The 23,694-nt window shown below is 72.7% G+C and carries 21 protein-coding genes and 2 pseudogenes; 11 read left to right on the plus strand and 12 right to left on the minus strand.

Annotated features, from left to right (window positions below; genetic code table 11):
- Nucleotides 1-102: 102 nt before the first annotated feature.
- From IH25_RS0129050 to IH25_RS0129060, 3 genes are all read left to right on the plus strand, one after another.
- Nucleotides 103-762: an FMN reductase gene (locus tag IH25_RS0129050; protein WP_030617060.1), complete on the plus strand. Its 660-nt coding sequence runs from the start codon at nucleotides 103-105 to the stop codon at nucleotides 760-762.
- A gap of 96 nt (nucleotides 763-858) precedes the next feature.
- Nucleotides 859-1,596, plus strand: coding sequence for a YoaK family protein (locus IH25_RS0129055; RefSeq protein ID WP_030617062.1), 738 nt, complete (start codon nucleotides 859-861; stop codon nucleotides 1,594-1,596).
- Entirely contained in the window at nucleotides 1,593-3,203 is a 1,611-nt protein-coding gene (locus IH25_RS0129060; RefSeq protein WP_030617065.1) for an MFS transporter, read from the plus strand. The genes IH25_RS0129055 and IH25_RS0129060 overlap by 4 nt, the downstream gene beginning before the upstream one ends.
- 178 nt (nucleotides 3,204-3,381) lie before the next feature.
- On the opposite strand, the gene IH25_RS0129065 is transcribed toward IH25_RS0129060, so the two are convergent.
- Both IH25_RS0129065 and IH25_RS0129070 read right to left on the minus strand, forming a co-directional pair.
- Entirely contained in the window at nucleotides 3,382-4,029 is a 648-nt protein-coding gene (locus tag IH25_RS0129065) for a superoxide dismutase (RefSeq protein ID WP_030617068.1), read from the minus strand.
- A 128-nt stretch (nucleotides 4,030-4,157) separates the two neighbouring features.
- Nucleotides 4,158-4,598, minus strand: a pseudogene (locus IH25_RS0129070) (cobaltochelatase subunit CobN); the annotation flags it as partial.
- Between IH25_RS0129070 and IH25_RS42570 the strand changes: the two are divergent.
- A pseudogene (locus tag IH25_RS42570) lies at nucleotides 4,592-4,822 on the plus strand (precorrin-8X methylmutase); the annotation flags it as partial. The pseudogenes IH25_RS0129070 and IH25_RS42570 overlap by 7 nt on opposite strands.
- 168 nt (nucleotides 4,823-4,990) lie before the next feature.
- Here IH25_RS42570 and IH25_RS0129080 read toward each other — a convergent pair.
- The gene (locus IH25_RS0129080; RefSeq protein ID WP_030617075.1) at nucleotides 4,991-5,755 is read right to left on the minus strand and encodes a cobalt-precorrin-6A reductase; all 765 of its coding nucleotides are present in this window, start codon (nucleotides 5,753-5,755) and stop codon (nucleotides 4,991-4,993) included.
- 18 nt (nucleotides 5,756-5,773) lie between these two features.
- On the opposite strand from IH25_RS0129080, the gene IH25_RS0129085 reads away from it, so the two are divergent.
- On the plus strand, nucleotides 5,774-6,946 hold the full coding sequence (locus IH25_RS0129085) for a cobalt-precorrin-5B (C(1))-methyltransferase (protein ID WP_037655819.1): 1,173 nt from the start codon (nucleotides 5,774-5,776) through the stop codon (nucleotides 6,944-6,946).
- A gap of 9 nt (nucleotides 6,947-6,955) precedes the next feature.
- Here IH25_RS0129085 and IH25_RS0129090 read toward each other — a convergent pair whose 3' ends face one another.
- From IH25_RS0129090 to IH25_RS0129100, 3 genes are read right to left on the minus strand one after another with little or no spacing between them, the layout of a single operon-like run.
- On the minus strand, nucleotides 6,956-7,963 hold the full coding sequence (locus IH25_RS0129090) for an ABC transporter substrate-binding protein (RefSeq protein WP_030617081.1): 1,008 nt from the start codon (nucleotides 7,961-7,963) through the stop codon (nucleotides 6,956-6,958).
- A 9-nt stretch (nucleotides 7,964-7,972) separates the two neighbouring features.
- Nucleotides 7,973-8,740 (minus strand): ABC transporter ATP-binding protein, encoded by a 768-nt coding sequence (locus IH25_RS0129095; RefSeq protein WP_030617084.1) that lies wholly within the window; start codon nucleotides 8,738-8,740, stop codon nucleotides 7,973-7,975.
- 2 nt (nucleotides 8,741-8,742) lie between these two features.
- Nucleotides 8,743-9,798, minus strand: coding sequence for an iron ABC transporter permease (locus tag IH25_RS0129100; RefSeq protein ID WP_030617090.1), 1,056 nt, complete (start codon nucleotides 9,796-9,798; stop codon nucleotides 8,743-8,745).
- Between the two features lie 437 nt (nucleotides 9,799-10,235).
- Between IH25_RS0129100 and tsaD the strand changes: the two genes are divergently transcribed.
- Entirely contained in the window at nucleotides 10,236-11,285 is a 1,050-nt protein-coding gene (gene tsaD / locus IH25_RS0129105; protein ID WP_030617094.1) for a tRNA (adenosine(37)-N6)-threonylcarbamoyltransferase complex transferase subunit TsaD, read from the plus strand.
- The gene (locus IH25_RS0129110) at nucleotides 11,282-11,851 is read left to right on the plus strand and encodes a GNAT family N-acetyltransferase (protein WP_030617099.1); all 570 of its coding nucleotides are present in this window, start codon (nucleotides 11,282-11,284) and stop codon (nucleotides 11,849-11,851) included. The genes tsaD and IH25_RS0129110 overlap by 4 nt, the downstream gene beginning before the upstream one ends.
- Nucleotides 11,852-11,941: 90 nt before the next feature.
- On the opposite strand, the gene IH25_RS0129115 is transcribed toward IH25_RS0129110, so the two are convergent.
- Nucleotides 11,942-12,451: a hypothetical protein gene (locus IH25_RS0129115; protein WP_157847035.1), complete on the minus strand. Its 510-nt coding sequence runs from the start codon at nucleotides 12,449-12,451 to the stop codon at nucleotides 11,942-11,944.
- A 451-nt stretch (nucleotides 12,452-12,902) separates the two neighbouring features.
- Between IH25_RS0129115 and IH25_RS0129120 the strand changes: the two genes are divergently transcribed.
- Nucleotides 12,903-14,528 carry a glycoside hydrolase family 43 protein gene (locus IH25_RS0129120; RefSeq protein WP_037655822.1) on the plus strand — a complete coding sequence of 542 codons (1,626 nt, stop codon included), beginning with the start codon at nucleotides 12,903-12,905 and terminating at the stop codon, nucleotides 14,526-14,528.
- A 27-nt stretch (nucleotides 14,529-14,555) separates the two neighbouring features.
- On the opposite strand, the gene IH25_RS0129125 is transcribed toward IH25_RS0129120, so the two are convergent.
- Complete coding sequence (locus tag IH25_RS0129125; RefSeq protein WP_030617109.1) at nucleotides 14,556-15,569, minus strand: LacI family DNA-binding transcriptional regulator; 1,014 nt, start codon at nucleotides 15,567-15,569, stop codon at nucleotides 14,556-14,558.
- Between the two features lie 379 nt (nucleotides 15,570-15,948).
- Between IH25_RS0129125 and IH25_RS0129130 the strand changes: the two genes are divergently transcribed.
- Both IH25_RS0129130 and IH25_RS0129135 read left to right on the plus strand, forming a co-directional pair.
- Nucleotides 15,949-16,914 (plus strand): glycoside hydrolase family 6 protein, encoded by a 966-nt coding sequence (locus tag IH25_RS0129130; protein ID WP_030617111.1) that lies wholly within the window; start codon nucleotides 15,949-15,951, stop codon nucleotides 16,912-16,914.
- A gap of 47 nt (nucleotides 16,915-16,961) precedes the next feature.
- Nucleotides 16,962-18,236, plus strand: coding sequence for a glycoside hydrolase family 6 protein (locus IH25_RS0129135; RefSeq protein WP_030617113.1), 1,275 nt, complete (start codon nucleotides 16,962-16,964; stop codon nucleotides 18,234-18,236).
- 153 nt (nucleotides 18,237-18,389) lie between these two features.
- Here the strand turns inward: IH25_RS0129135 and IH25_RS0129140 are convergent, their stop codons facing one another.
- Nucleotides 18,390-19,133 (minus strand): class I SAM-dependent DNA methyltransferase, encoded by a 744-nt coding sequence (locus IH25_RS0129140; protein ID WP_030617116.1) that lies wholly within the window; start codon nucleotides 19,131-19,133, stop codon nucleotides 18,390-18,392.
- 813 nt (nucleotides 19,134-19,946) lie between these two features.
- Between IH25_RS0129140 and IH25_RS38690 the strand changes: the two genes are divergently transcribed.
- A complete protein-coding gene (locus IH25_RS38690; protein WP_157847036.1) occupies nucleotides 19,947-20,552 on the plus strand; it encodes a TetR/AcrR family transcriptional regulator in 606 nt (201 codons plus the stop codon).
- Between the two features lie 269 nt (nucleotides 20,553-20,821).
- On the opposite strand, the gene IH25_RS0129150 is transcribed toward IH25_RS38690, so the two are convergent.
- The 3 genes from IH25_RS0129150 to IH25_RS0129160 all read right to left on the minus strand — a co-directional run bounded on the left by IH25_RS0129150 (nucleotide 20,822) and on the right by IH25_RS0129160 (nucleotide 23,139).
- A complete protein-coding gene (locus tag IH25_RS0129150) occupies nucleotides 20,822-21,493 on the minus strand; it encodes a ScbR family autoregulator-binding transcription factor (protein WP_030617120.1) in 672 nt (223 codons plus the stop codon).
- 156 nt (nucleotides 21,494-21,649) lie between these two features.
- Nucleotides 21,650-22,423, minus strand: a complete 774-nt coding sequence (locus IH25_RS0129155) for an SDR family NAD(P)-dependent oxidoreductase (protein ID WP_030617122.1) — start codon at nucleotides 22,421-22,423, stop codon at nucleotides 21,650-21,652.
- Nucleotides 22,420-23,139, minus strand: coding sequence for an HAD family hydrolase (locus IH25_RS0129160; RefSeq protein ID WP_030617125.1), 720 nt, complete (start codon nucleotides 23,137-23,139; stop codon nucleotides 22,420-22,422). The genes IH25_RS0129155 and IH25_RS0129160 overlap by 4 nt, the downstream gene beginning before the upstream one ends.
- Nucleotides 23,140-23,694: the final 555 nt, after the last annotated feature.

Genomic DNA, 23,694 nt, shown 5'->3' on the forward strand with positions numbered 1-23,694 from the left:
GCCCGTCCTGCGCGAGGAGTTCGCCAAGGGACGCCCCGCGGACGTGCCCGACGCCCCCACCCACCGGTCGCTGACCGCCGCCGCCCGCAAGGAGGCCACGGTATGAAACTCGTCGTCATCTCGGCGGGACTGGGCGTCCCGTCCTCCACCCGGCTGCTCGCCGACCGCCTCGCCGCCGCGGCGGCGCCGGCCGCGACCGCACCGGAACCCGCCCCGGCCGACGTCCACGTGATCGAACTGCGCGACCTCGCGGTCGAGATCGCGCACACCTTCACCAACGGCTTCCCCGGGCCTGAGCTGTCCACCGCCTTCGACACCGTGCGCGCGGCCGACGGCCTGATCGTCGTCACCCCGGTGTTCTCGGCCTCTTACAGCGGACTGTTCAAGTCCTTCTTCGACGCCCTCGGCGCCGGCGACGACAGCGCCGTCACGGGCAAGCCCGTCCTGATCGCCGCGACCGGGGGCACCGCCCGGCACTCCCTGGTCCTCGACCATGCCCTGCGCCCCCTGTTCGCCTGTCTCCAGGCCGTCGTCGTCCCCACCGGCGTCTACGCCGCATCGGAGGACTGGGGTGCCGCGGGGCTCGAACAGCGCATCCAGCGCGCGGCCGGGGAACTCGCGGCGCTCATGGCCGGCATGTCCGCCCAGGGCCCGTCGCCCCGGCGGGATTCCTTCGAGTACGTCACGCCGTTCGAGGAACGGCTCGCCGCGCTCAGCCGTGCTCCCGGCCCTGCCGAAGCCCGCCGTGCCTCGGAAACGTAAGGGACCGGCCTGCCCACGCGATACGGCCCACCGCCCCAGGTGGGCTGCTGAACGATCCCGCGATGAGCGACGGGACGAGAGAGGAAAGGACGGGGCATGCGAAGGCTGTTGACCGACGCCGCCCACACACTCGTCCCGCCGAAGGGCGACCGGCACGGACCTTTGCCGCCTCTGATGCTGGTGCTGACCGTGGTGACCGGTCTCATAGACGCCGTGAGCTATCTGGCGCTCGGGCACGTCTTCGTCGCCAACATGACCGGCAACGTGGTCTTCCTGGGCTTCGCCCTGGCAGGGGCGCCCGGCCTGTCCGTACCCGCGTCCCTCGTGTCGATGGTGTCCTTCCTCGTCGGAGCGCTGGCCGGCGGGCGGTTCGGCACCCGGTTCGCCGCACACCGAGGCCGGCTGCTGACCACGACGACCGCCCTCCAGGCCGTACTGGTCGCCGGGTCGGCGGGCGCGCTGCTCCTCGCCCACGGCGAGGTGACGAGTCCGGCCCGGTACGCCCTGATCGTGCTGCTCGGCATCGCCATGGGCCTGCAGAACGCTGTCGCGCGACGTCTCGGGGTCCCGGACCTGACCACGACCGTCCTGACGCTCACCCTGACGGGTCTGGCTGCGGACTCCTCCCCCGCCGGCGGGCCCGCCCCCCGCCCCGGCCGGCGCATTCTCTCCGTACTCGCCATGTTCCTCGGAGCCCTTGCCGGAGCCCTGCTCCTGGGCCACGCCGAACTCCTCCACATCCTGGCTCTCGTGCTGCTTCCGCTCGTCGTGACCTCGGTGGCCGCCCACCGCCTGTCGGCTTCCGGCCCCGCCTGGATCGGACCCGCCGCATGAGGCTTTCAGCCGACTCGGCCTGGGCGCCGCTCGCGGTACGCGTCTTTCGCGCTCTGTGGATCGCGCAGCTGGTCTCCAACACGGGTACGTGGATGCAGACGGTCGGCGCCCAGTGGCTGCTCGTCGGGCACGGTGCCGCGCTGCTGACACTCGTTCAGACGGCTTCCAGCCTCCCCGTCGTCCTGCTCGCGCTGCCCTCCGGCGTACTGGCCGACCGCTACGACCGCCGCAAGGTGCTCCTGACCGCCCAGTTCGCCATGCTCGCTGTCTCCACCGCTTTGACGGTGCTCGCGTTCCGGAGTGCTCTCGCCCCAGGTGTACTGCTCGGTCTCACCTTTCTGCTGGGCTGCGGCACCGCGCTGATGGGCCCGGCCTGGCAGGCGATCCAGCCCGAACTGGTCGAGCGCGGACAACTGGGGCAGGCGGCGGCGCTGGGGGCAGTGAACATGAATCTGGCGCGCGCCGTGGGTCCCGCCCTCGGCGGCGCGGTGGTGGCGGCGGCCGGCGCGGGCTGGGTCTTCGCCTTCAACGCCCTGTCCTATCTGGGCATCGCTTCGGTCCTGCTGCTGTGGCGGGCACCCGCCGCGCGGCAGTCCGTCACCCAGGGCGAAGGGCTCCTGGCAGCGGTGCAGGCCGGGCGCCGCTACGTCTGGCATGCTCCCGGCGTTCGCCGGGTCCTGCTGCGCACGGCCTTGTTCATCCCGGGCGGAGCTGCCTTGTGGTCGCTTCTTCCGCTGGTGGCGAGCCGTTCCCTGGGACTGGGGTCGGACGGCTACGGCCTCCTTCTCGGCGTCGTGGGCGTCGGTGCGGTGGGCGGCGCCTTCGCCCTGCCCGCGATCCGGCGCGGGCTGGGCGCCAACGGCACCCTTGCCGCAGGCGCGTTGATCTTCGCCGCGACGCTGGCGGTACTGGCCACGACCCGTAACCCCTGGCTCGCGGCGGCCGCCCTGCTGCCCGCGGGTCTGGCCTGGATCGGCGTGCTGTCCACCCTCAACGCCGCTGTCCAGCAGCGGCTCCCCGGCTGGGTCAGAGGCCGGGGCCTCGCCATCTACCTCGTGGTCTTCCAAGGTGGACAGGCGTTGACCGCGCCTGCGTGGGGGGCGCTGGCCGACGGCGTGGGGCTGACCTCCGCGATGCTGACCGGCGCCGCACTTCTGCTGGGCAGCGCCCTGAGTGTGCGCCACTGGCCGCTGCACCCTGCGGACGGGATCGATCCCAGCCCCTCCGCCCACTGGCCCGTGCCGCCCCTGGTGGTCGACCCCGGACCGGCCGACGGCCCGGTACTGGTCTCCGTCACCTACCGGGTGGCCCCGAGGAACTGGGCCGCCTTCACCGACCGCATGCGGCACGTGGCCCGTTCCCGGCGCCGGACCGGAGCGGTGACCTGGGGCCTCTTCCAGGACGGTGGTGATCCCGACCGGTTCATCGAGAACTACCTGGTCTCCTCCTGGTCGGAGCACCTGGCCCAGCACCAGAGCCGGCTCACGGCACACGACCGCCGCTGCGAGGACGAGGCGCGGGATCTGCTCGTGGAAGGCACCGCCCCGGAAATAACCCATGCCTTCGACGCCTCTTCCGGATCCACGGTCCGTGCCCCGGAGGTGTGACAGCTTCCGAACAACCTCCGCCGCGCGAGGTGCCTGGTCTCCCGCGTGTGCGGCCTCGCGCCGGCAACGGAAAGGCTCCCGCGAGCACGTCCTCGCGGGAGCCTTCCGTTGTGCCGCCTGCCGACGTGAAGGGTGAGAAGACGATCACGAGGCAGGACGTCCGAGGGGTGTCACGGCCTCACGGCTTGAGCAGCAGCACGTCGGCGCGGGACTTGGCGGCCTCGTAGCGCCGGGCCACGTCCTGCCAGTTGACGACCTGCCACATGGCCTCGATGAAGTCCACCTTCTGGTTCTTGTACTGGAGGTAGAAGGCGTGCTCCCAGGCGTCGAAGACCAGGATCGGGGTGGAGCCCTGGCCGACGTTGCCCTGGTGGTCGTAGACCTGCTCCACGACCAGGCGCCCGCTCAGCGGCTCGTAGGCGAGCACGCCCCAGCCCGAACCCTGGGTGGTGGCCGCGGCCTTGGACAGCTGGGTCTTGAATCCGGCGAAGGAGCCGAAGGACTCCTTGATGGCCTCGGCCAGCTCACCGACGCCGTCCTGCGCCAGCGGCTCGCCGCCGCCGTCCTTCGGGCCGGTCATGTTCTGCCAGTAGATCGAGTGCAGGATGTGCCCGGAGAGGTGGAAGGCCAGGTTCTTCTCCAGGCCGTTGATCGAGCCCCACGACTCCTTGTCCCGCGCCTCGGCCAGCTGCTCCAGGGTGTCGTTGGCACCCTTCACGTACGCCGCGTGGTGCTTGTCGTGGTGCAGCTCGATGATCTCCGGGCTGATGACCGGGGCGAGCGCCGAGTAGTCGTACGGAAGCTCCGGGAGCGTGTAAAGCGCCATGTCCAACGTCCTCCGACGTTATTGCGAGTCGTATGCAAGTGCACGCTAGCAGTAGGAACGGTACCTCGCGATCAGGCGTTGGACCTAGGACCCCTCCCCATGTCGCGCCGGTCGGGCCGTGGCACGGATCACCGAGCCGACCGGCCTGCGCGCCGGCGTGAGCGGCTCACCGCTGCCGTACGGCCGCTGCGGCGAGCAGGCGAGTCCGCGGACGCGTCACCCGTCGCCCTCGAGGCTGCCCACGGGTTGGCCTGCCGGAGGAACTCCCGGTTCACCGGGTCCAGGACGTAGGTCTCGGTGAGCTTGTCGCACATCCAGTCGGCGACCACGCCGGTCGTGGCGTCGTAGCCGAACAGGTAGTCCACGGTGACGGCGCGTTCGAAGGCGCCCTTGTAGCCGTGGCGGCGCATCGCCTCGATCCACTTGGGGTTGACCACCCGCGCCCGGAAGACGCGTGAGGTCTCCTCGACGAGGGTGCGGGTGCGGACCGTCTCCGGGCGGGTGGAGTCGCCGATGCACGCCTCGGGCGCGGTGCCGCGCAGGGCGCGGACGGTTGCCACACGAGGCCCTGCGTTCCGGTGCCCCGGTCCTCTGCGACGCGCAGATGGCGGCCAGCGGCGTGACCCGCAAGCGGCTGCCGGCCGGCAACGACGTGCTGTGCACCCTGTCCGACCCGGCCGTCGCGGAGCTGACCGTGAGACTGGGCACCACGCGCAGCGCCACCGCGCTGGAGCTGTGGCGGGACCGGAGGGAAGGGGCGGTCGTCGCCGCCGGCAACGCGCCCGCCGCTCTCTGCTGGTCGGTTCCTCGCGGACCCGGGTGGTACGGCGGGGCGACGGCGAGGAGATCGTCTGGACGCCGCGCCGGTATCCGCAGGCGTGAGGTGAGCGGTGCCGTGGCCGCGCGCGGCGCCGCCTCCCGGCCGGCCGCCGCCCGGGAGCGGTGAAGCCCCGGCGAGGTTTCAGCCGGTGCCCCGGAAAGGCCCCTGCCCAAGGTGGCGGCGCACCCACTCGGCCGCTGTCCCGGGGTCGGGGAGGACGGGCACGCCCTCGGGAACGGGGGGTCTGCGGACCACGACGACGGGCAGCCGCGCCTCGCGGGCCGCCGTCAGTTTCGGCGCCGTGGCCGCCCCGCCGCTGTCCTTGGTGACCAGGACGTCGATGCGGTGGTGCCGCAGCAGTTCCCGCTCGCCGTCGAGGGTGAAGGGGCCGCGGTCGAGCAGTACCTCCATGCGGGGCGGGTGCGGGGGCTCCGGTGCGTCCACGGACCGTACGAGGAACCACAGGTCGTCCAGGCCGGCGAAGGCGTCCAGACCCATGCGCCCGGTGGTGAGGAAGACCCGCCGGCCGAGTGCGGGCAGCGCCCGGGCCGCTTCCCCGAGCGACGCCACCTCGTGCCATCGGTCGCCCGCTACGGGGACCCAGCCGGGCCGGCGCAGGGCGAGCAGGGGAACATGGCTGGTGGCGGCGGCCTGTGCCGCGTTGAAGCTGATCGTTCCGGCGAAGGGGTGGGTGGCGTCGACGACCGCGTCGACCGCGTGGTCACGCAGCCACGCGGCCAGTCCCTCCGCCCCGCCGAAGCCGCCGACGCGTGTCTCGCCCGGGGGCAGGCGAGGGGTGGTGACCCGTCCCGCGAGGGAGCTGGTCAGCTTCAGGCCGGGGGTGCCGTGCAGCAGTTCGGCGAGACGGCGGGCCTCCGTGGTACCGCCCAGGATCAGTACGTGCATGGGAGTCCGGGTCCGTTCATGAGGAGCAGTGAGGGTCGAGGCGTGGGTGACAACGCAGGGGGCGGGCCGCGGGGTTCCGGCCCGGTGAAGGGTGGCCGCCGGGCCCAGCTGGAGCACACGGGGCTGCGGCACGGCTGGACGACGGGGGCCTGTGCGACGGCGGCCACGACGGCCGCGTACACCGCCCTGCTGACCGGTGAGTTCCCCGACCCGGTGACGATCATGCTGCCCAAGGGGCAGACGCCGTCCTTCGCCCTGGCCGCCGAGGAGCTGACCGAGGGGTCCGCCATGGCGGGGATCGTGAAGGACGCGGGAGACGATCCCGACGTCACGCACGGCGCGCTGGTGCGGGCGACGGTCCGGCCGCTGCCCGCGGGCAGCGGCGTGGTCTTCCAGGCCGGCCCCGGCGTGGGGACGGTCACCCGGCCCGGACTTCCGCTGCCCGTCGGTGCGGCGGCCGTCAATCCCGTGCCGCGGCGGATGATGAGCGAGCACGTCGCCGAGGTGGCCGCGCGGCACGGCGGCAGCGGTGACGTGGAGATCACCGTCTCCGTCGACCACGGCGAGGAGATCGCCCGCTCCACCTGGAACCCACGGCTGGGCATCCTCGGCGGCCTGTCCATCCTCGGCACCACGGGCATCGTCGTGCCGTACTCGTGTTCCGCCTGGATCGACTCCATCCGGCGGGGCGTCGATGTCGCCCGTGCGGCCGGACGGACCCATGTCGCCGGGTGCACCGGGTCGACGTCCGAGAAGACGGTGGTCGCCGAGTACGGCCTGCCCGAGGACGCCCTGCTCGACATGGGGGACTTCGCGGGCGCCGTGCTGAAGTACATCCGCCGGCACCCGGTGGACCGGCTCACGGTCTGCGGTGGCTTCGCCAAGCTCTCCAAACTCGCGGCGGGCCACCTGGACCTGCACTCCGGCCGCTCACAGGTCGACAAGCGGTTCCTGGCGGAACTGGCCCGCGCCGGTGGCGCGGACGAGGCGCTGGCCGCCGCAGTGGGTGCCGCGAACACCGGCCTCGCCGCGTTGCGGCTGTGCCAGGCGGCCGGAGTGCCGCTCGGGGACCTGGTGGCGCGGGCGGCGCGCGACGAGGCACTCGCCGTGCTCCGCGGGGCGCCGGTCGCCGTGGACGTCATCTGCATCGACCGGGCGGGCACGGTCGTGGGCCGCAGCACGGTCCGCTGAGCCCCCGTCTCACCGGCCGGCCGGGACGGTGCGCAGGTAGGCGCCGAGCCGGGCGATCGCCGAGGGGTTGCGGGGGCTTTCGACCAGGTCGGCGTAGTCCAGGGAGATGATCCGCCGGTGCCTGACGGCGGAGACGTTCCGCAACGGGGGGTGGGAGAGCAGGAACTTCTTCTTCTGCTGGGCGCTGACGTCGCCGTAGTCGCAGATGACGATGACGTCCGGGTTCCGCCGGACGACGCTCTCCCAGCCGACCGTGGTCCAGGAGTCCGCCACGTCGTGCATCACGTTGACGCCGCCGGCCTCGGTGATGATCTGTTCCGGGGCGCCGTAGCGGCCGGAGGTGAAGGGGGTGTCCTGGCCGCTGTCGTAGAGGAAGACGGAGGGGCGGTCGGAGCCCTTCGGTGCCTTGGCCCGCACGTGGGCGATCCGCCGCTTGAAGTCCGCGATCAGCGTGGCCGCGCGCTTCTCGACGCCGAAGAGCTCGCCGAGGTTGGCGAGGTCGGCGTACAGGGCGTCCAGGGGCGGCATGATGCCACGCGAGGACTTCGTGCGGCCGTTGTGGCAGGACTCGGTGAGGATGTACGAGGCAATGCCGAGCTTCTTCAGGGCGTCGGGGGTGAAGCCTCCGTCCTCGCGGAAGCCGTAGTTCCAGCCGGCGAAGACGAGGTCGGCACGGGCGTTAAGGACGTTCTCCTTGGTGAGCTGGTCCTTCGACAGCCACTTCACCTTGTCGTAGCCGTCCTTCCAGGGCACGGCGCGCAGGTCGCCCTTGTCGTCGGGCATGGCGAAGCCGGCCATGCGGTCCTCCAGGCCGAGGGCGAACATCAGCTCCGTGATGCCGACGTCGTTGGTGACGACCCGCTCGGGGACCTTGTCGTACGTCACCTGGCGACCGCAGTTGGTCAGGGTGACCGAGGAGGAGGGTTTCGCGTCCCGGGCCGGCTCCACCGTGGCGCCGCACCCGGTGACGGCGGTCGCGGCGAGACAGAGGGCGGTGGCGAGGAGCTGCGTGCGCATGGGTGTCCTTCAGGTGGCGGGCGGGAGCAGGTCGAACAGGAGCTGGACGGCGTCCGTCTCGGGGTGCCGTACGGGATGGGCCCGGACGCCGAACACCTCGGCGAGCAGCGGGGGTCGCAGGACGTCCTCGGGTGGCCCGGAGGCGACGATCCGGCCGCCGTCGAGGACGTACAGGACGTCGCAGTGGGCTGCCGCCAGGTTGAGGTCGTGGAGGGCGGCCAGCACGGTCAGGCCGCTGTCGCGGACCAGGGACAGCACGTCCAGCTGGTGGGCGATGTCCAGGTGGTTGGTGGGTTCGTCGAGGACGAGGATCTCCGGTTGCTGGGCCAGGGCCCGGGCGATGAGGACGCGCTGCTTCTCGCCGCCGGACAGGCCGAGGAATCCGCGGTCGGCGAGGTGGGCGACGCCGGTGCGTGCCATCGCCCGGGCGCAGATCTCCCGGTCCGAGGCGGCCGTGCGGCCCCGGTGCGGCAGCCGGCCCATGGCGACCACCTCGGCGACGGTGAAGTCGAACTCGGCCGAGGACTCCTGGGGCAGTGCGGCCAGCGCGCGGGCGGCGGCCCGCGCGTCCATGGCGTGCAGGTCGTCCCCGTCCAGCCGGATCACTCCCCCGGCCGGCCGCAGCGCCCGGTAGAGGGAGCGCAGCAGGGTCGACTTGCCGCTGCCGTTGGGGCCGACGAGTCCGGCGAACGTCCCGCTGCCGACGGTGAGGCCGATGTGCTCGACCAGCCGGATTCCGGCCGCCTCGATCGTGACGTCCTCGATGTCGAGTCGCATGGTCAGCGCCCTCCGAACGCGTAGGCGCCCCGCCGCATCAGCAGCAGGAACGCGGGAACGCCGACCACCGCGGTGATCACTCCGACCGGCAGTTCGGCGGGGGCGAACAGCAGCCGGGACAGGACGTCCGCCCACACCAGCAGCACGGCCCCGGCGAGCGGGGCGACCGCCAGCACCCGCCGGTGGTCGGCGCCGACCAGCATCCGGACGACGTGCGGCACCATCAGTCCGACGAATCCGATGGCTCCGCTGACCGCCACCACCGTCCCCGTCACGGCCGCGGTGACAAGGAACAGCTCCCGGCGCAGCCGGTCCGGTGCGACGCCGAGCGCGGCCGCGGTCTCGTCGCCCATGGCGAGCGCGTTGAGCGCCTCGGCCCGCCACCACAGGAAGGCCCATCCGGCCGCCACGGCGGTGGCGGCGAGCGGCAGCTGGGCCCAGGTGGCGCCGCCCAGGCTGCCCAGCAGCCACATCATCGCGGACCGGGCCGCCTCGCCGCGTGCCGCGCCGAACACCATGACCGTGGTGACGGCTTCGAAGCCGTACGCCAGTGCCGTGCCGGTGAGGATCAGCCGCAGGGGCGTCAGGCCCCGCGGTGAGCGGGCCACCGCGTACACGAGCGTCATGGCCGCGAGCGCGGAGGCGAACGCGGACGCGGACAGCGCCCACACGCCGAAGCCGGCGAACGCGCCGAGGAGGATGACGGCGTTGGCGCCCACCGCCGCGCCCGAGGAGATCCCGAGGACGAACGGGTCGGCCAGCGCGTTGCGCACCATCGCCTGCACGGCCACCCCGACGGCCGCGAGGCCCGCTCCGGCCACGGCACCGAGCAGCACCCGCGGCAGCCGGATCTCCCAGACGATGGTGTACGCGGCCGCGTCCGGCGCGTGCACGGTCCCGCCGGTGAGCCCGGCCCACAGGAAGCGCGGTGCGTCCGGCCAGCCGACGCCGGCGGCGCCGAGCCCCACCCCGCTCACCAGGGACAGCAGGAGCAGCAGTGCCAGAGCCAGGCTGAGCGGCGGCACGGGTATGCGACGGGGGGCCGTACTTCGGCGCACCTGAGGGCCTTTCGAACGGGCCGCCTGCTGGACGTCGAGCGGGAGCGGCCCGTGCGGCCGTGGTCGGCCGACGGTCCCCCGCTCGCGGTCCACGGCGAGCAGTCAACGGGTCTGTACGCCTTTGCGGGCGATCGGGCTCGCACGGCGACCGTCGGATCAGGTGCCGTGCACACCGATGGGGGCGCCCCCTGGTCGAGCGGAGTCGAGAGCTCGGGGGAGGGCCGGCGCCGGACTCTCGGCTCCGATCCCGACGACGGTGACGACGGCGGGCGGGCCTTGCCGGGCGGGGGTCACTGCTGGCTACCTCGCAGTTCAGGGGGGTGACAAGGGCGCACTCTACTAAGCGATCACCGGCGCGACCGAGTCCGGGTTCACATCCGGAGGGATCTTATTGCACACTATTCGCAACAACTAATATGTCGCAGGAAGGGGAGGGCATGGGCTCTCCGATCGTGCTCGGCATCGAGTCGTCGTGTGACGAGACCGGTGCGGGGCTCGTCCGGGACGGACGCCTGCTCGGGCACGCCGTGGCGTCGAGCATGGACGAGCACGCCCGCTTCGGCGGAGTGGTGCCCGAGATCGCCTCCCGCGCCCACCTGCACGCCCTGCGCCCCGTGGTGCGTCAGGCACTGGACCGGGCCGGGCTGCGGCTCTCCGACATCGGAGCGGTCGCCGTGACGACGGGGCCCGGCCTGTCCGGCGCGCTGCACGTGGGGCTCGCCGGGGCCAAGGGCATCGCCTACGCGCTGGGTGTCCCGCTCCACGGCGTGCACCACCTGGCCGGTCATGTCGCCGCCGACACCCTGGAGCACGGTCCGCTGCCCGACCCGTGCATGGTGCTGATCGTCTCCGGTGGCCACACCTCCCTGCTCCTGGTGCGCGACCTGGCCCGCGACCCGATCACCCACCTCGGCGACACCCTCGACGACGCCGCCGGCGAGTGCTTCGACAAGGTCGCGCGGGTCTTCGGCCTGCCGTATCCCGGCGGTCCGGCCATCGACCGTGCCGCCCGCGACGGCGATCCGCGCGCCGTCGGCTTCCCCCGCCCGCTCCCGGGCTCCTACGACTTCTCCTTCTCCGGACTGAAGACGGCGGCGGCCCGCTGGGCCGAATCCCACGCCGGGCGCGACCTGCCCGTCCACGACGGGGCCGCGTCGGTCCAGGAGGCGGTCGCCGACGTCCTGACCCGCAAGGCGGTCGCCGCCTGCACGGAGCACGGGGTGGGCACGCTGATCGTTGTCGGCGGGGTCGCCGCGAACTCGCGGGTGCGGTCGCTGGCCGAGGAGCGCTGCCGCGCGGCCGGGATCGCACTGCGGGTACCGCCGCCGCGGCTGTGCACGGACAACGGCGCGATGATCGCCGCCGTCGGCGACCTCCTCGTACGGGCCGGGGCCGAGCCGGCGCCGTGGGACGTGACGGTCGACCCGGCGGCGCCCTTGGAGTACGCGGCCCTGCATCCGGTGACGGCCGGCGCGGTGGCCGCGTGACGGCCGTCCGCGCCGTCGCCCGCGACGCTCTCCTGGGGCACGGCACCGCCCTGCGCTCCGTCTACGCCGACGCGTTCTGCGCGCCGCCCTGGAACGAGGACGAGGAGCGGGCGGACGCCTTCGTCACGCGGCTCGGCTCGGACGTACGGCGTCCCGGGTTCACCGCCGCACTCGCCTTCGACGGACCGGACGTCGTGGGTTTCGCCACCGCCTGGTCCACGCCCACCCCCTTCCCGGCCGACCGCTGCCACCCGCAGGCGGCCGCCGGTCTGGGCCCGAGCCGTACCGAGGAGTGGCTGTGCGGGGCCCGGGAGATCGACGAGCTCGCCGTCCGTGCCACCGCTCGCGGCACCGGGGTCGCGGCCCGCCTCCTGCGAGCGGTGACCGAGGACGCCCCCGACGGCCGCGCCTGGCTGCTCACCTCCCTGCGCTCGCCCCGGGCCCTGGCCTTCTACCGCCGCCAGGGCTGGACGCAGGCCACCCACCCCTCCCCCGGCGGCCACGGCATCGCCGTCTTCCTCGGCCCTCACCATCCCGCCCGCACCCTGGCCGCCCAGCCCCTGTAGCCACCCGGAGCCCACCGCGCGCACCACGCGCACCACCGAGATCCGCCGCCGCTTCGCGACAACTCCCCCGCGGTGGGAGAACGGGCGGTTTCAGTCGGCGTCGGTCGCGAGTGCCGCGCGGGCCACCACCACGAACTCCTTCATCGCCGCGCGGACCTCGGCCAGGAAGTCGCCGCCGATGCGGGCGGGTCGCCCCTCGTCGTCCACCAGCCCGGACAAGTCCGCGGCGAGGGCGCTGGTATGGAGCTTGACGAGTTCCTCGACCACGTCGTTCGCCGCGTCGCTCACCGCCTGCGGCCCTTCCAGATCGACTTCGGCCAGCAGGCGCATCAGGGTGGGGGAATGTTCGTCCAGGACGAGGCAGAGCGGCCCGAGACCGACCTCTCCCGTGTCCTCGTCCACGAGATCCAGCACGGCCCGCACGGCCTCACGGCTGCCGGTCAGGAAGTCGCGGTACACCTTCCGTCGCGGCTCCCGCAGCGCCAGCTTGGCGTTGCTCCTCAGCTGGACCTTCGTCTGCCGGTAGGTGAGCAACGCGCCCAGCGAGGCGACGCCGCCGGTGATGCCGGCGCCGAGCACCGCCGCGAGTCCTGAATCCATGCGCTCATCATGCTGATGCCGCCCGCTCCGGAAAGCGGCGGGGTCGGCGGAAGGTCACGCGAGCAGCAGGTGCCCGTGGTCGGCGAGCACCGCACGCGCCGCGGGTACGTCCTCGTACGCCTGTAGCCGACGCAGAACCGTCCGGGCACGCCGTGCCGCGTGCCGCGCCGCTGCTCCAGGACGTGCTCGGGCGCTACGACGCCAGGCCGGCTCTCGCCGACTTCAGCCCCTCCCGCTCCCGGCCGTTGGGGGACAGGTGGTGCACCGAATGTTTCGCCACCCCAAGCGAATCCTGCGAGAGGGATTGACGGGGATCCATCGCCCCCCGATCATCCAGGGTGCCGGTAAGTCGACCAGTGTTCGCAATGCCGAACGTACCGGACCTGCTCCACGCAAGGCACCTCCAGGTAACGCCCCCCCCCGCAACGGCCGAGCCGCAAGGAGTACGCCCATGGTTCCGTCATGGCCGCACCAACCACTGTCCCGTCGCCGCGCGTTGACGGTCGCCACCGGCCTGGCCGCCGGTGCCGCCCTCCCGCTGGGCGGGACGGCCCCCGACGCCTCCGCCTCCTCCGCCGCGACCTACACCAACCCGGTGATCTGGCAGGACTTCGCGGACATCGACGTCATCCGCGTCGGCGACACCTACTACGCCTCGGCCTCTACCATGCACTACTCGCCGGGCGCGCCCGTGCTGCGCTCGTACGACCTGGTGAACTGGGAGATCGCCGGCCACTCGGTACCCGTCCTCGACTTCGGCGCCAAGTACGACCTGAACGGCGCCCGCGGCTACGTCCGCGGCATCTGGGCGTCGTCGCTGGCGTACCGGCCGAGCAACAGGACCTTCTACTGGCTGGGCCAGATCGACTTCGCCAAGTCGTATGTCTACACCGCCCCCGCCGCCGAGGGACCGTGGAGCCGGCTCACGACGATCGGCACGGCCTACTACGACGCGGGGCTGCTCGTCGACACCGACGACACCCTGTACGTGGCGTACGGGAACACCACCATCAACGTGGCCCAGTTGTCGCCGGACGGCCGCACCCAGGTCCGTACGCAGCAGGTGTTCACCACACCGTCGAGCGTCGGCACGCTCGAGGGCTCCCGGTTCTACAAGATCAACGGCCAGTACTACATCTTCCTGACCCGCCCGGCGAACGGCCAGTACATCCTGAAGTCGTCCGGCGGCCCCTTCGGCCCGTACACCATGCGGCAGGTCCTCCTCGACCTGCGCGGACCGATCCCCGGCGGTGGCGTCCCGCACCAGGGCGGTCTGGTGCAGACCAGCAGCGGCGCCTGGTACTACCTGGCCTTCGTCGACGCCTACCCCGGCGGCCGGATGCCCGCGCTGGCGCCGGTCACCTGGACCTCGGACGGCTGGCCCGTCGTCCAACTGGTCAACGGCGCCTGGGGCACCACCTATCCCAGCCCGGCCGTCCCCGCTCCGCCCCGCCCGGTCACCCCCATGACCGGCGTCGACACCTTCAACAGCACCGCTCTTTCCCCGAGATGGGAGTGGAACCACAACCCGGACAACACCAAGTGGTCGGCCGGCAACGGCCTCACGCTGCGGACGGCGACCGTCACCAACGACCTCTACTGGGCCCGCAACACCCTCACCCACCGCATCCAGGGACCCACCTCCACGGCCACGGTCGAGCTCGACCACTCCGCGATGCGGGACGGCGACCGGGCCGGACTCGCGCTGCTGCGTGACTCCTCCGCGTGGATCGGCCTCAAGCGCGACGGCGGCGTCACCCGGCTCGCGAGGGTCGGCGGACTGACCATGGACACCAACTGGAACACCACCGGCACCGGCACCGAACTCGCGAGCGCGCCCGTCTCCGGAAGCCGGATCTGGCTGCGCGCGAGCGCCGACATCCGCCCCGGCTCGCCACGCCCCGGCACCTTCTCGTACAGCACCGACGGCACGAACTTCACCCGGCTCGGGCCGGACTTCACGATGGGCAACGACTGGCGGTTCTTCATGGGGTACCGGTTCGCCCTCTTCAACCACGCCACGCAAGCACTCGGCGGCGCGGTCCGCGTCACGCGGTTCGAGCTGTCCACGCCCTGACCGGCCCCCGTCGACGGGCCGGGGCCGTCAGGCACTCGCGCGGACGACCAGGCGGGTGGGGAGGATCAGCGGTGTGGGGTCCTGCCCGCCCACGAGCGCGACGAGCATCCGCGCCATCTCCCGGCCGAGCGCCGTGATGGGCTGGTGGACGGTGGTGAGGGGCGGATCGGCGACCCGCGCCACGGCGAGGTCGTCGAAGCCGACCACCGCTACCTCGGCGGGGACCGCCCGGCCGGCCTCGCGCAGCGTGCGCAGCGCCCCCACCGCCATGTTGTCGTTGGCCGCGAACACCCCGTCGACATCGCCGTGTTCGGCCAGCAGCGCCGCCATGGCGGCGGCCCCGCCGGCCTCGGTGAAGTCGGCCTCCCGGGGCGGCAGGGGGTCGATCCCGGCGCCCAGCATGGCGTCCCGGTAGCCGCGGTACCGGGCACGCCCGGCCTCGGTGTCCAGCCGCCCGCAGATCGTGGCGACGCGCCCCCGGCCCCGGGAGAGGAGGTACTCGGTCGCCTCGCGCGCCCCGCCGGTGTTGTCGGCGTCCACGAACCACCGGGGCGTGGAGCCGACCGGCCGGCCGCCGAACACGACGGGCATCTCGGCCTGTTCGGCCAGCTCGGCCAGCGGGTCGTCCTCGCGCAGCGCCATCAGCATGACGCCGTCGGCGCCCTTGCCCCGCAGAAGTTCCGCCACCCGCTCGCGACCCCGCTCGGACGCGGCCAGGCACAGCATCAGGTGCAGGCCGGCCTCCTCCAGGGCGGCCGACGCCCCCACGATCACCTGGGCGAAGAACGGGTCCGCGAAGATCGACGGATCCTCTCCCGAGATGACCAGGGCGGCGGCTCCCGTCTGCCGGGTCGCCAGGGCGCGCGCGGTCGGATTGGGTACGTAACCGAGTTGCCGGACGGCCCGTTCGACCGCCTCCCGTTTGGCGCGGCTGACGTGCGGGGCGTTGTTGAGGGCGCGGGAGGCGACGGAGCGGGAGACCCCGGCGCGTTCGGCCACCTCGTCGAGCGTCGGCAGCCGACGCGGCGCACCACCTGCCATCAACCTTGGACCTTTCACTGCGGAGGCATCCGGCCCGGGAGCGCCGGAGGGGACTGGTAGCGCTTCCAGTTCCAGGACTCCGGAGCCTGGAACACGGCCGAGGCTCCAGTGCCTGGGCGCGCCGAGGACTCTAGAGCCTGGAGCGCGTCCGGGGAAGGGCCGGGACCGGCTGTGAACTGCGGCGAGTGCGACGGCTCTTGACAGCTCCGGCGGCCCGCCACACGATTACCCACCACACCCCGTAGGCCGCACGGTGCTCTGGGACCGCTTCCAATGGGAGCGCTCCCAACGGGGTTTCGTACCACCGCACTTCCTCAGTGCGTCGCACGCCCTGGACGAGGGCGTGCGCGCGTCCCTGCCAGGAGACCGAGGTACCGTCATGCGCCGCAGCATCCGCGCCCTGGTGGCAGGCCTGTTGGCTCTGCCGCTGGCGCTCGCCGTCGCCCCGTCCGCCCACGCGGCCGACCCGACCACCATGACCAGCGGGTTCTACACGGACCCCGACTCCAGCGCGAAACGGTGGGTCGCCGCCAATCCCGGCGACGGCCGGGCCTCCGCGATCAACTCCTCGATCGCGAACACCCCCATGGCCCGCTGGTTCGGCTCCTGGAGCGGCAGCATCGGCACCGCCACCGGCGCGTACGCGGGGGCCGCGGACGCGAAGGACAAGCTGCCCCTCCTCGTCGCCTACAACATCTACAACCGCGACTACTGCGGCGGGCACTCGGCCGGCGGCGCCTCCTCGGCGTCGGCCTACGCGACCTGGATCTCCCAGTTCGCCGGCGGCATCGCCGGCCGCCCGGCCGTGGTGCTCCTCGAACCGGACTCCCTCGGGGACTACGGCTGCATGACGCAGGCACAGATCGCCGAGCGCCAGTCCATGCTCACCGGCGCCCTCGCCCAGTTCAGCCGCCAGGCCCCCAACACCTGGGTCTACCTGGACGCCGGCAACCCGGGCTGGGCCAACGCGGCGACCATGGCCCAGCGCCTCAACGACGCCGGCCTGCGCCAGGCCCACGGCTTCTCGCTCAACATCTCCAACTACTTCACCACGGCCGAGAACACCGCCTACGGCAACGCCGTCAACAGCGAACTGAGCCGCCGCTACGGCTACACCAAGCCGTTCGTCGTGGACACCAGCCGCAACGGCAACGGCTCCAACGGCCAGTGGTGCAACCCCTCGGGCCGCCGCATCGGCACCCCGACCCAGATGGGCGGAGGCGCGGAGATGCTCCTGTGGGTCAAGGCGCCGGGCGAGTCCGACGGCAACTGCGGCGTCGGCACCGGCTCCTCGGCCGGGCAGTTCCTCCCCGAGGTCGCCTACAAGATGATCTACGGCTACTGATCCGGCCCGACCGCCCCCTCCTCCCACCCATCGAGCAGGAGCAGTTCATGACAGCACGCAGCCTGAGACGCGGCACGGCAGCCGTCCTCGCCGCGCTCGCCGCCTGCGCGGCGCTCACCGCCACGCGGGCGGAGGCGGCACCGGCGCGGGGCGAACTCACCCCGGCCACGCGGTTCTACGCCGACCCGCACAGCAAGGCCGCCGAACAGGCCCTCGTGGACTTCCGGAACGGCGACCTGGAGAACGCCGCGAACATGGCCAGGCTCGCCGCCCAGCCGCAGGCCACGTGGTTCACCGAGGGCACGCCCGACGAGGTGCGGGCCAAGGTGGGCAAGCTGGTCCGCCGGGCCGGCGCCGCGCACCGGACGCCCGTGCTGGTCGCGTACAACGTCCCGGGCCGGGACTGCTCCCAGTACTCCAGCGGCGGAGCCGCCTCCTCCGCCGCCTACCGGCAGTGGATCGACGCCTTCGCCGCCGGGATCGGCGACCGGGGGGCGGTGGTCGTCGTGGAGCCCGACGGCCTGGCCCTGCTGCCCCGGGACTGCGGACCGGACACCGACCCGACCGGTGAACTCACGGCCACGCGCGTCGCCGACCTCGCCTACGCCGTCAAGACCCTGAAGGCCAGGCCCCGTACCGCCGTCTACCTGGACGCCGGCAACGTCCAGTGGCGGGCCGTCGGCGACATGGCCCAGCGGCTGCTGGACGCCGGGGTCCGCCAGGCCGACGGCTTCTCGTTGAACGTGTCCAACATGCACCCCACCGACCACAACGCCCGGTACGGCACCTGGGTGGCCAAGTGCATGTGGTTCGCCACCGAGGGCCCCGACTGGGCTCGCGGCCACGCCGACTGGTGCGCCAGCCAGTACTACTCGCCCGCCGCCCCGAACGACGGCACCCCCGGCAACAGCGTCTCCTCCGCCGACCCCGCCACCTGGCGGTGGACCGACGCCTGGTACGACCAGAACACGGGCACCCCGCCGGCCGGCGCACTGAGCCACTTCGTCATCGACACCAGCCGCAACGGCCGCGGAGCCTGGACACCGGAGCCGGGCAAGTACAGCGGCGACCCCGAACCCTGGTGCAACGCGCCCGGCCGGGGACTCGGCCCGCGCCCCACCGCCGACACCGGCGTCCCGCTCGCCGACGCCTACCTGTGGATCAAGGTCCCCGGTGAGTCCGACGGCAGCTGCACGCGCGGCACCGGCGGCACGATCGACCCCGAGTACGGCATCGTCGACCCGCCCGCCGGCACCTGGTGGCCCGCCCAGGCCCACGCCCTGGCGCGCAACGCGGTGCCGCGCCTGACCTTCACCCACTGAGCGGAGCCCCGGTCGGGGGGCCGGGGCTCTCCCCGTCCCGTCGGGGCAGGGCGGTTACGCGCCCGGACGTCCGGGGAGGAGCGCCGGTCCCGGCCGGCCTCCGCTCCTCCCGTCCGGCGGCCGTGCTCCCCTGACCCGGGGGCACCGGCCGCCTCAGTCCGCGGCCTTCTCCCACACGGACACGTGCTGCCGGCTGTCGCCGGTGAACGGCTCCCGCGTCCACCCGTCCCACCGCGCCCGCAGCCGCATCCCGGCCAGCCGGGCCATGAGGTCCAGCTCGGCGGGCCAGACATAGCGGAACGGGATGGCCAGGTGTTCGCCGCGGCCGTCCCGGACGGAGACGTGGTGCGAGGTGACGGACTGGCGGGCCACGTCGTACACGTCGAACCCGAGCCGCCCCTCGCCCACCCGGAACGGCACGGCGTTCTGCCCGGGCGGCAGCCGCCGCAGGTCGGGCACGCCCACCTCTACGACGAAACAGCCGCCGGGCTCCAGATGGCGGGCGGCGTTGCGGAAGCAGTCCACCTGGGCGTCCTGCGAGGTCAGATTCATGATCGTGTTGTAGACGAGGCAGGCGACCGAGAAGGTGCCCTCGACCTGCGCGGTCGCGAAGTCCCCGATGGTGACGCCGATGCGGTCCCCGCCGGGCTTGGCCCGCAGCCGCGCGACCATCGCCCGGGACAGGTCGATGCCGTGCACCTCGATCCCGCGCGCCGCGAGCGGCAGGGCGATCCGCCCCGTCCCGACCCCGAACTCCAGCGCCCGCCCGCCGTCCCCGGCCAGCCCCGCCAGCAGCTCCACGGCGGGCTCCACGACCCGCGGATCGAACATCTCCGCCGACGACTCGTCGTACGACGCGGCCACGGACTCCCCGAAGTATCCGTCCTCATCGAGCATGCGTCGACTGTACGGCGGCCGGCCGGCCGAAGCCGGGGAATTTCCGGCGCCGGCCGCACCGGTACGAGTCCGGGACCGCGTTCCGCCTCAGGGTCCGCCGAGGCCGGCGGAGCGAGGCGCTACCGGCTCGCCGCGCCGGGACGGGGCCCGCGCGACCGGACCGTGCCGGGGGACCCCGGCCCGCACTCCCGCGATCCGTCCGGGCGCCCCGGCCACCCCTATGCCGTGAAGGCGAGCGTCCCGGCGGCCCGGCGGCGCGGGTGCGGCAATTGCGCCAAGTCCAAGGCCGACTCGGTCGGTTCGGTGATACCGTGCGCCCGCCCGTACCGCTCGACGGTGGCGGCCTAGGAGACCACTTCCGCGCCCCGCAGCCCCGGGTTCGCCCAGCCCCGCATCCTGGACTGTTCCGAGGTGCCGGCATGCCGCTCGGCCGTGCTCCCCCACGGCCGGTCCGCCGCCCGCCCCCGCGAACCCTGTGACGGTGAGGGCCCCGGATCAGGCGATTCCCGCCAAATGGGCCCGCCGGGAGCAGAGTTGAGCCACAATACAAACCGGGGGTTCGGTTTACAGGACGAGTTTCGTCGTTGGACAATCAAGTCCCCAGAACGCCGCACGCACTGGGACCACCCATGTGAACTGCGCTTTCATCGGCACGGGCGGGGTATGCGACCGGTCGACGCACCGTCGGGACCCTAAGGCATGGGCATGCCAGAATGCGACGGCAAGCTGGATATCCGTCCTGTTACGACTGACCGTCACCAAGTGATCATCGAACGGAGTTACGGTGGATATGCTGCGAAAAGGGTCCGCCGCATGAGGCAAGTGAGAGCCGAGGAGACCCGCAACGCCCTGCTTCTGGCCGCGGCCCAGATATTCGACCGCGACGGCTACGAGGGCACCACGCTGGCGACGGTCAGCGACCGCGCGGCGGTGAGCAAGGGCGCGCTCTCGTTCCACTTCAGCAGTAAGTCGGCGCTCGCGGACGCCGTGCAGTACGTGTCCTGCGAGCGCTCCCGCGCCGAGCTGAAGGCCCTGGACGATCCCGGGGTCCCGGCCCTGCGGGCGCTGGGCGGCATGGTGCGCGGACTGGCCGAACGGCTGGCGACCGACCCGCTGACCCGGGCCGGACTCAGACTGGCCAGGGAGCGCGGAGCCGCCTCGGGACCGGCCATGGACTGCCGGCTCGCCTGGCGCGCGGTCCTCCGGCAGGCGGTGCTGCGCGCGCGGAAGGAGGGGAGCCTGCGGCCCGGCGCCGGCGTGGAGTCCGTCGTGGACCTGGCGCTGGCCCTCGCACTCCATCAGGAGGCGGTTCCCGCGGACCGCGACCGGGAGACCTGGCTGACCGACGCCTGGGAACTGCTGCTCCCCGCGCTGGCCTCGCCGGCCTTCTCCGATCCGCTCACGCCGACGTCCCCTTGACAAGGGGGGCTGGTTGCGGCCCGTGGGGTGAGACGACAGCCGGTCGTCATCGGGTGGGCGTCCATGCCGATGGCGACCGGCGGGGGCCGGTACATCCGCGGGGGCCGGTACATCCGCCGGCCGCGTCGGACACCGGAGCCGGCCCGATCGGGTACCGAAGTCGGCCGGTGCGCGCCCGGCACGGAAACCCTGGCTCGGCCGGTGCTCGGCCGGCGTGGGGGCCTCGGCTCACCCCGTACGGGAGTCCGTGCCCGAGCGGCCCGTTGGGGTCAGCTCGCCGGTTCCGCCACCAGCGCCGCGGCGGCCTCCGCCTGCATCTCGGCGAGCACCCGGGTCCCGCGGTCCCGTCCGAAGTCGAGCTGCGCGAAGATCGCGGGCATCGCGACGCTGGGCAGCGTGTAGGCGAAGATGGAGGAGATGCGCTCTTCCAGGTCCTGCCACCCGGACGTCACCTCGGAGACTATCTGGGCGCCGACCCACGAGCTGACCAGGAAGCGGCCCAGCTCCTCGGGCACCACGTGCGGGTAGACCTCGCCGTGCTCCTTGGCCGCGAGCACCATGGAGGCGAAGCGCAGCGCCCACGCCTCCCAGGGGCCGCCGTCGGTCAGTTCCTGGAGCTGCGGCTCCATCGCCAGCTTGGCGCCGGCCCGCAGCATGATCTCCTGCGGCAGCCGACAGGCCAGCGCCATGGCCTCGTCGACGAGTTCCTGGAGCTTGTAGGTACGCGGCGGATACCCCTGTTCCGTCACCTGCTCGGCGAAGATGCCCTGGACCAACTGCTCCTTGGAAGCGAAGTGGAAGTACAGGGCCCCTCGCGTGACCTGGGCCTTGTCGAGAATCTGCGCGATGCTGGCACCGTGGTAGCCGTGCTGCGCGAAGACCTCCGCCGCCGCGTTCAGGATGGCGCCACGGGTCCGGATCGCGCGCAACTGCTGTGCCATGTGTTCGTCCTCTCGTCCGCGCCACGCCACCCCCTCCGAGCTGACGCGGATGCCTGATCCCGGCCTGCGGGGTGCGGGCCGGGAGACAAAAGAAACCAGATGATTGGTACTTTACCAATCTGCCGACCCTGTCCGTCCTTGACCGAACGCCGGGACTCACCAGGCTCCGGCGCCGCCGTCCACCGCCATGGTGGCACCGGTGACGAAGCTGGCCTGGTCGCTGCACAGCCACACCGCGGCCTGACCCACCTCCTCCGGATCGGCCACTCTCCCCTGCGGGTTGCGGCGGCGCATGCGCTCCTCGGCCGCCGGGTCACGGGCGAAGACGCCCTCGGACATCTCCGACCGGGTCAGTCCGGTGGCGAGCGCGTTCACCCGGATGCCGTGCGCCGCGTACTGCGCGGCGGCCGACTTGGTCAGGCCGAGCACGGCGTGCTTGGCGGCCACATAGGGCGCCCCCTGCGAGGTCGCGCGGACCCCGGCGATGCTGCTGTTGTTGACGATCGCGCCGCCCGTCCCGTGCGCGAGCATGGCCCTGATCTCGTGCTTCATGCAGAGCCAGACGCCACGGACGTTCACGTCGAGCACCGCGTCGTAGTCGGCGTCGTCCGTCTCGTGCAGCAACGCCGGCTCGGTCGTCGTACCGGCGTTGTTGAACGCGGCGTCGAGCCTGCCGTACCGGTCGACGGCGAGCCGTACCGCCCGCTCCACGTCCTCGGCGCTGGTCACGTCCCCGCCGGCGCAGGCGACTTCGGCGCCCTTGTCCCGCAACTCGGCCGCCAGCTCGTCCAGTCGGTGCAGCCGGCGGGCCATCAGCACCAGTGTGGCGCCGTTGCGCGCGCCCACCCGGGCCGTCGCCGCGCCGATGCCGCTGCTCGCCCCGGTGACCAGCAGGACCTTGCCGGCCAGCAGTCCGCCTTCCGAAGTCACGCCACCGCCTTTCCAGGCGCACCGGCCCAGAGGGTGCCGGCCCGCGCCTCCGCGTCGATCGTACGCAGCAGCGCCTCGTCGATCTCGTCGAGGGAGCCGACGATGTGCCGCGCACCGGTCTCCGCCATGAGCTGCCGCTGGTAGCCGTGCTCGAAGTCGCTGGGGTGCCCGATGAACGGGGCGCCCAGCTCGCGGGCGGCCTCGGCGACCCGGGCCACGTCGTCCACGAACAGCACCTCGTCGCAGGCGAGTCCGGAGATGTCCACGGCGATCTCGTACAGGCCGGGACGGATGTCGTTGGTGCACACGTACCGGGGCTCGTCGAACAGGTCGGTCAGGTGCCCCAGGAAGCGCTCGAAGTGGGAGGCGTCCAGCCCGCCGTAGCAGACGGTCCGCAGCCCCAGGGCGCGGAGTCTGCGCAGCAGGTCCGCCGCGCCGTCGAGGACGCGGACCGGGTGGTCCGCGAGGAAGCGCGCCCGCTCCTCGAAGTAGACGTCGATCGTCTCCATCGGGGAGGTCCGCATGCCGCACACCTCCGCGAGGATCGCGCCCGCGACAGCCTGCGGCTGGGAGAAGATCCGGCGCTCCAGGTCGGCGGAGTAGGTGCCGCCCCGGCTCGTGACGAAGTGGTGGATGACGGGGCTGAACGTGTCGTTCAGCAGGACTCCGTCGATGTTGAGCGCGGCCATGCGGAGCTTTCCGAGCTGCTCGGTCATGGATTCATCTCTCCTCCCTCGATCCGCCGGCGCTTCGCGTGGACAGCGAATCGAGTAAACCTGACGACCGGTTGAGATCTTCACACGGGTTCCGGCGATAGTCCATGGATCATGTTCCGGCGTCTCGTGTCCCGGGACGCGACGTCCACGGACTGTGTCCCGCTCGTCACACCGGTGGGTCACGCGCGGCTGGCCCCGAGTACGCTGGCCGGACCCGGTTCCGGGCGTCCGCACGGGCGCGCGGAACGGGCCGGACGGCCACGCGCGGACGTCCGGGATCGCCGGCAATTCCCGTCGGAACCAGCAGAGTTGACGTCGGAGGCAGCACGTGCGCAGACGAGTGTCCGCCCTCGTCCGCCACGCCCGGCGGCGAGTTGCCCGACGCGCTCGCGCCCGCCCGGACAGGCCCGGTGGCCGCCGACCGGAAGAGCCGGGGAAGGCTGGAAAAAAAACCGGTCAGTCCGTACAGTGGCGCCGATCGCACACCGCTCGGTTCAACCCGCGCCGCACTCAGACCCGTTCACGGCTCGACCTGCGTTCCGGTAGCACTCCGTC

Source organism: Streptomyces achromogenes subsp. achromogenes (genome assembly GCF_000720835.1).
GTDB lineage: Bacteria > Actinomycetota > Actinomycetes > Streptomycetales > Streptomycetaceae > Streptomyces > Streptomyces achromogenes.

Bases quoted from the DNA above. Each gene is read 5' to 3' on its own strand.
- IH25_RS0129050 (WP_030617060.1), top strand. From the start codon at position 103: ATGAAACTCGTCGTCATCTCGGCGGGACTGGGCGTCCCGTCCTCCACC.
- IH25_RS0129055 (WP_030617062.1), top strand. From the start codon at position 859: ATGCGAAGGCTGTTGACCGACGCCGCCCACACACTCGTCCCGCCGAAG.
- IH25_RS0129060 (WP_030617065.1), top strand. From the start codon at position 1,593: ATGAGGCTTTCAGCCGACTCGGCCTGGGCGCCGCTCGCGGTACGCGTC.
- IH25_RS0129065 (WP_030617068.1), bottom strand. From the start codon at position 4,029: ATGGCGCTTTACACGCTCCCGGAGCTTCCGTACGACTACTCGGCGCTC.
- IH25_RS0129080 (WP_030617075.1), bottom strand. From the start codon at position 5,755: ATGCACGTACTGATCCTGGGCGGTACCACGGAGGCCCGCCGTCTCGCC.
- IH25_RS0129085 (WP_037655819.1), top strand. From the start codon at position 5,774: ATGAGGAGCAGTGAGGGTCGAGGCGTGGGTGACAACGCAGGGGGCGGG.
- IH25_RS0129090 (WP_030617081.1), bottom strand. From the start codon at position 7,963: ATGCGCACGCAGCTCCTCGCCACCGCCCTCTGTCTCGCCGCGACCGCC.
- IH25_RS0129095 (WP_030617084.1), bottom strand. From the start codon at position 8,740: ATGCGACTCGACATCGAGGACGTCACGATCGAGGCGGCCGGAATCCGG.
- tsaD (WP_030617094.1), top strand. From the start codon at position 10,236: ATGGGCTCTCCGATCGTGCTCGGCATCGAGTCGTCGTGTGACGAGACC.
- IH25_RS0129115 (WP_157847035.1), bottom strand. From the start codon at position 12,451: ATGGATTCAGGACTCGCGGCGGTGCTCGGCGCCGGCATCACCGGCGGC.
- IH25_RS0129120 (WP_037655822.1), top strand. From the start codon at position 12,903: ATGGTTCCGTCATGGCCGCACCAACCACTGTCCCGTCGCCGCGCGTTG.
- IH25_RS0129125 (WP_030617109.1), bottom strand. From the start codon at position 15,569: ATGGCAGGTGGTGCGCCGCGTCGGCTGCCGACGCTCGACGAGGTGGCC.
- IH25_RS0129130 (WP_030617111.1), top strand. From the start codon at position 15,949: ATGCGCCGCAGCATCCGCGCCCTGGTGGCAGGCCTGTTGGCTCTGCCG.
- IH25_RS0129135 (WP_030617113.1), top strand. From the start codon at position 16,962: ATGACAGCACGCAGCCTGAGACGCGGCACGGCAGCCGTCCTCGCCGCG.
- IH25_RS0129140 (WP_030617116.1), bottom strand. From the start codon at position 19,133: ATGCTCGATGAGGACGGATACTTCGGGGAGTCCGTGGCCGCGTCGTAC.
- IH25_RS38690 (WP_157847036.1), top strand. From the start codon at position 19,947: ATGAGGCAAGTGAGAGCCGAGGAGACCCGCAACGCCCTGCTTCTGGCC.
- IH25_RS0129150 (WP_030617120.1), bottom strand. From the start codon at position 21,493: ATGGCACAGCAGTTGCGCGCGATCCGGACCCGTGGCGCCATCCTGAAC.
- IH25_RS0129160 (WP_030617125.1), bottom strand. From the start codon at position 23,139: ATGACCGAGCAGCTCGGAAAGCTCCGCATGGCCGCGCTCAACATCGAC.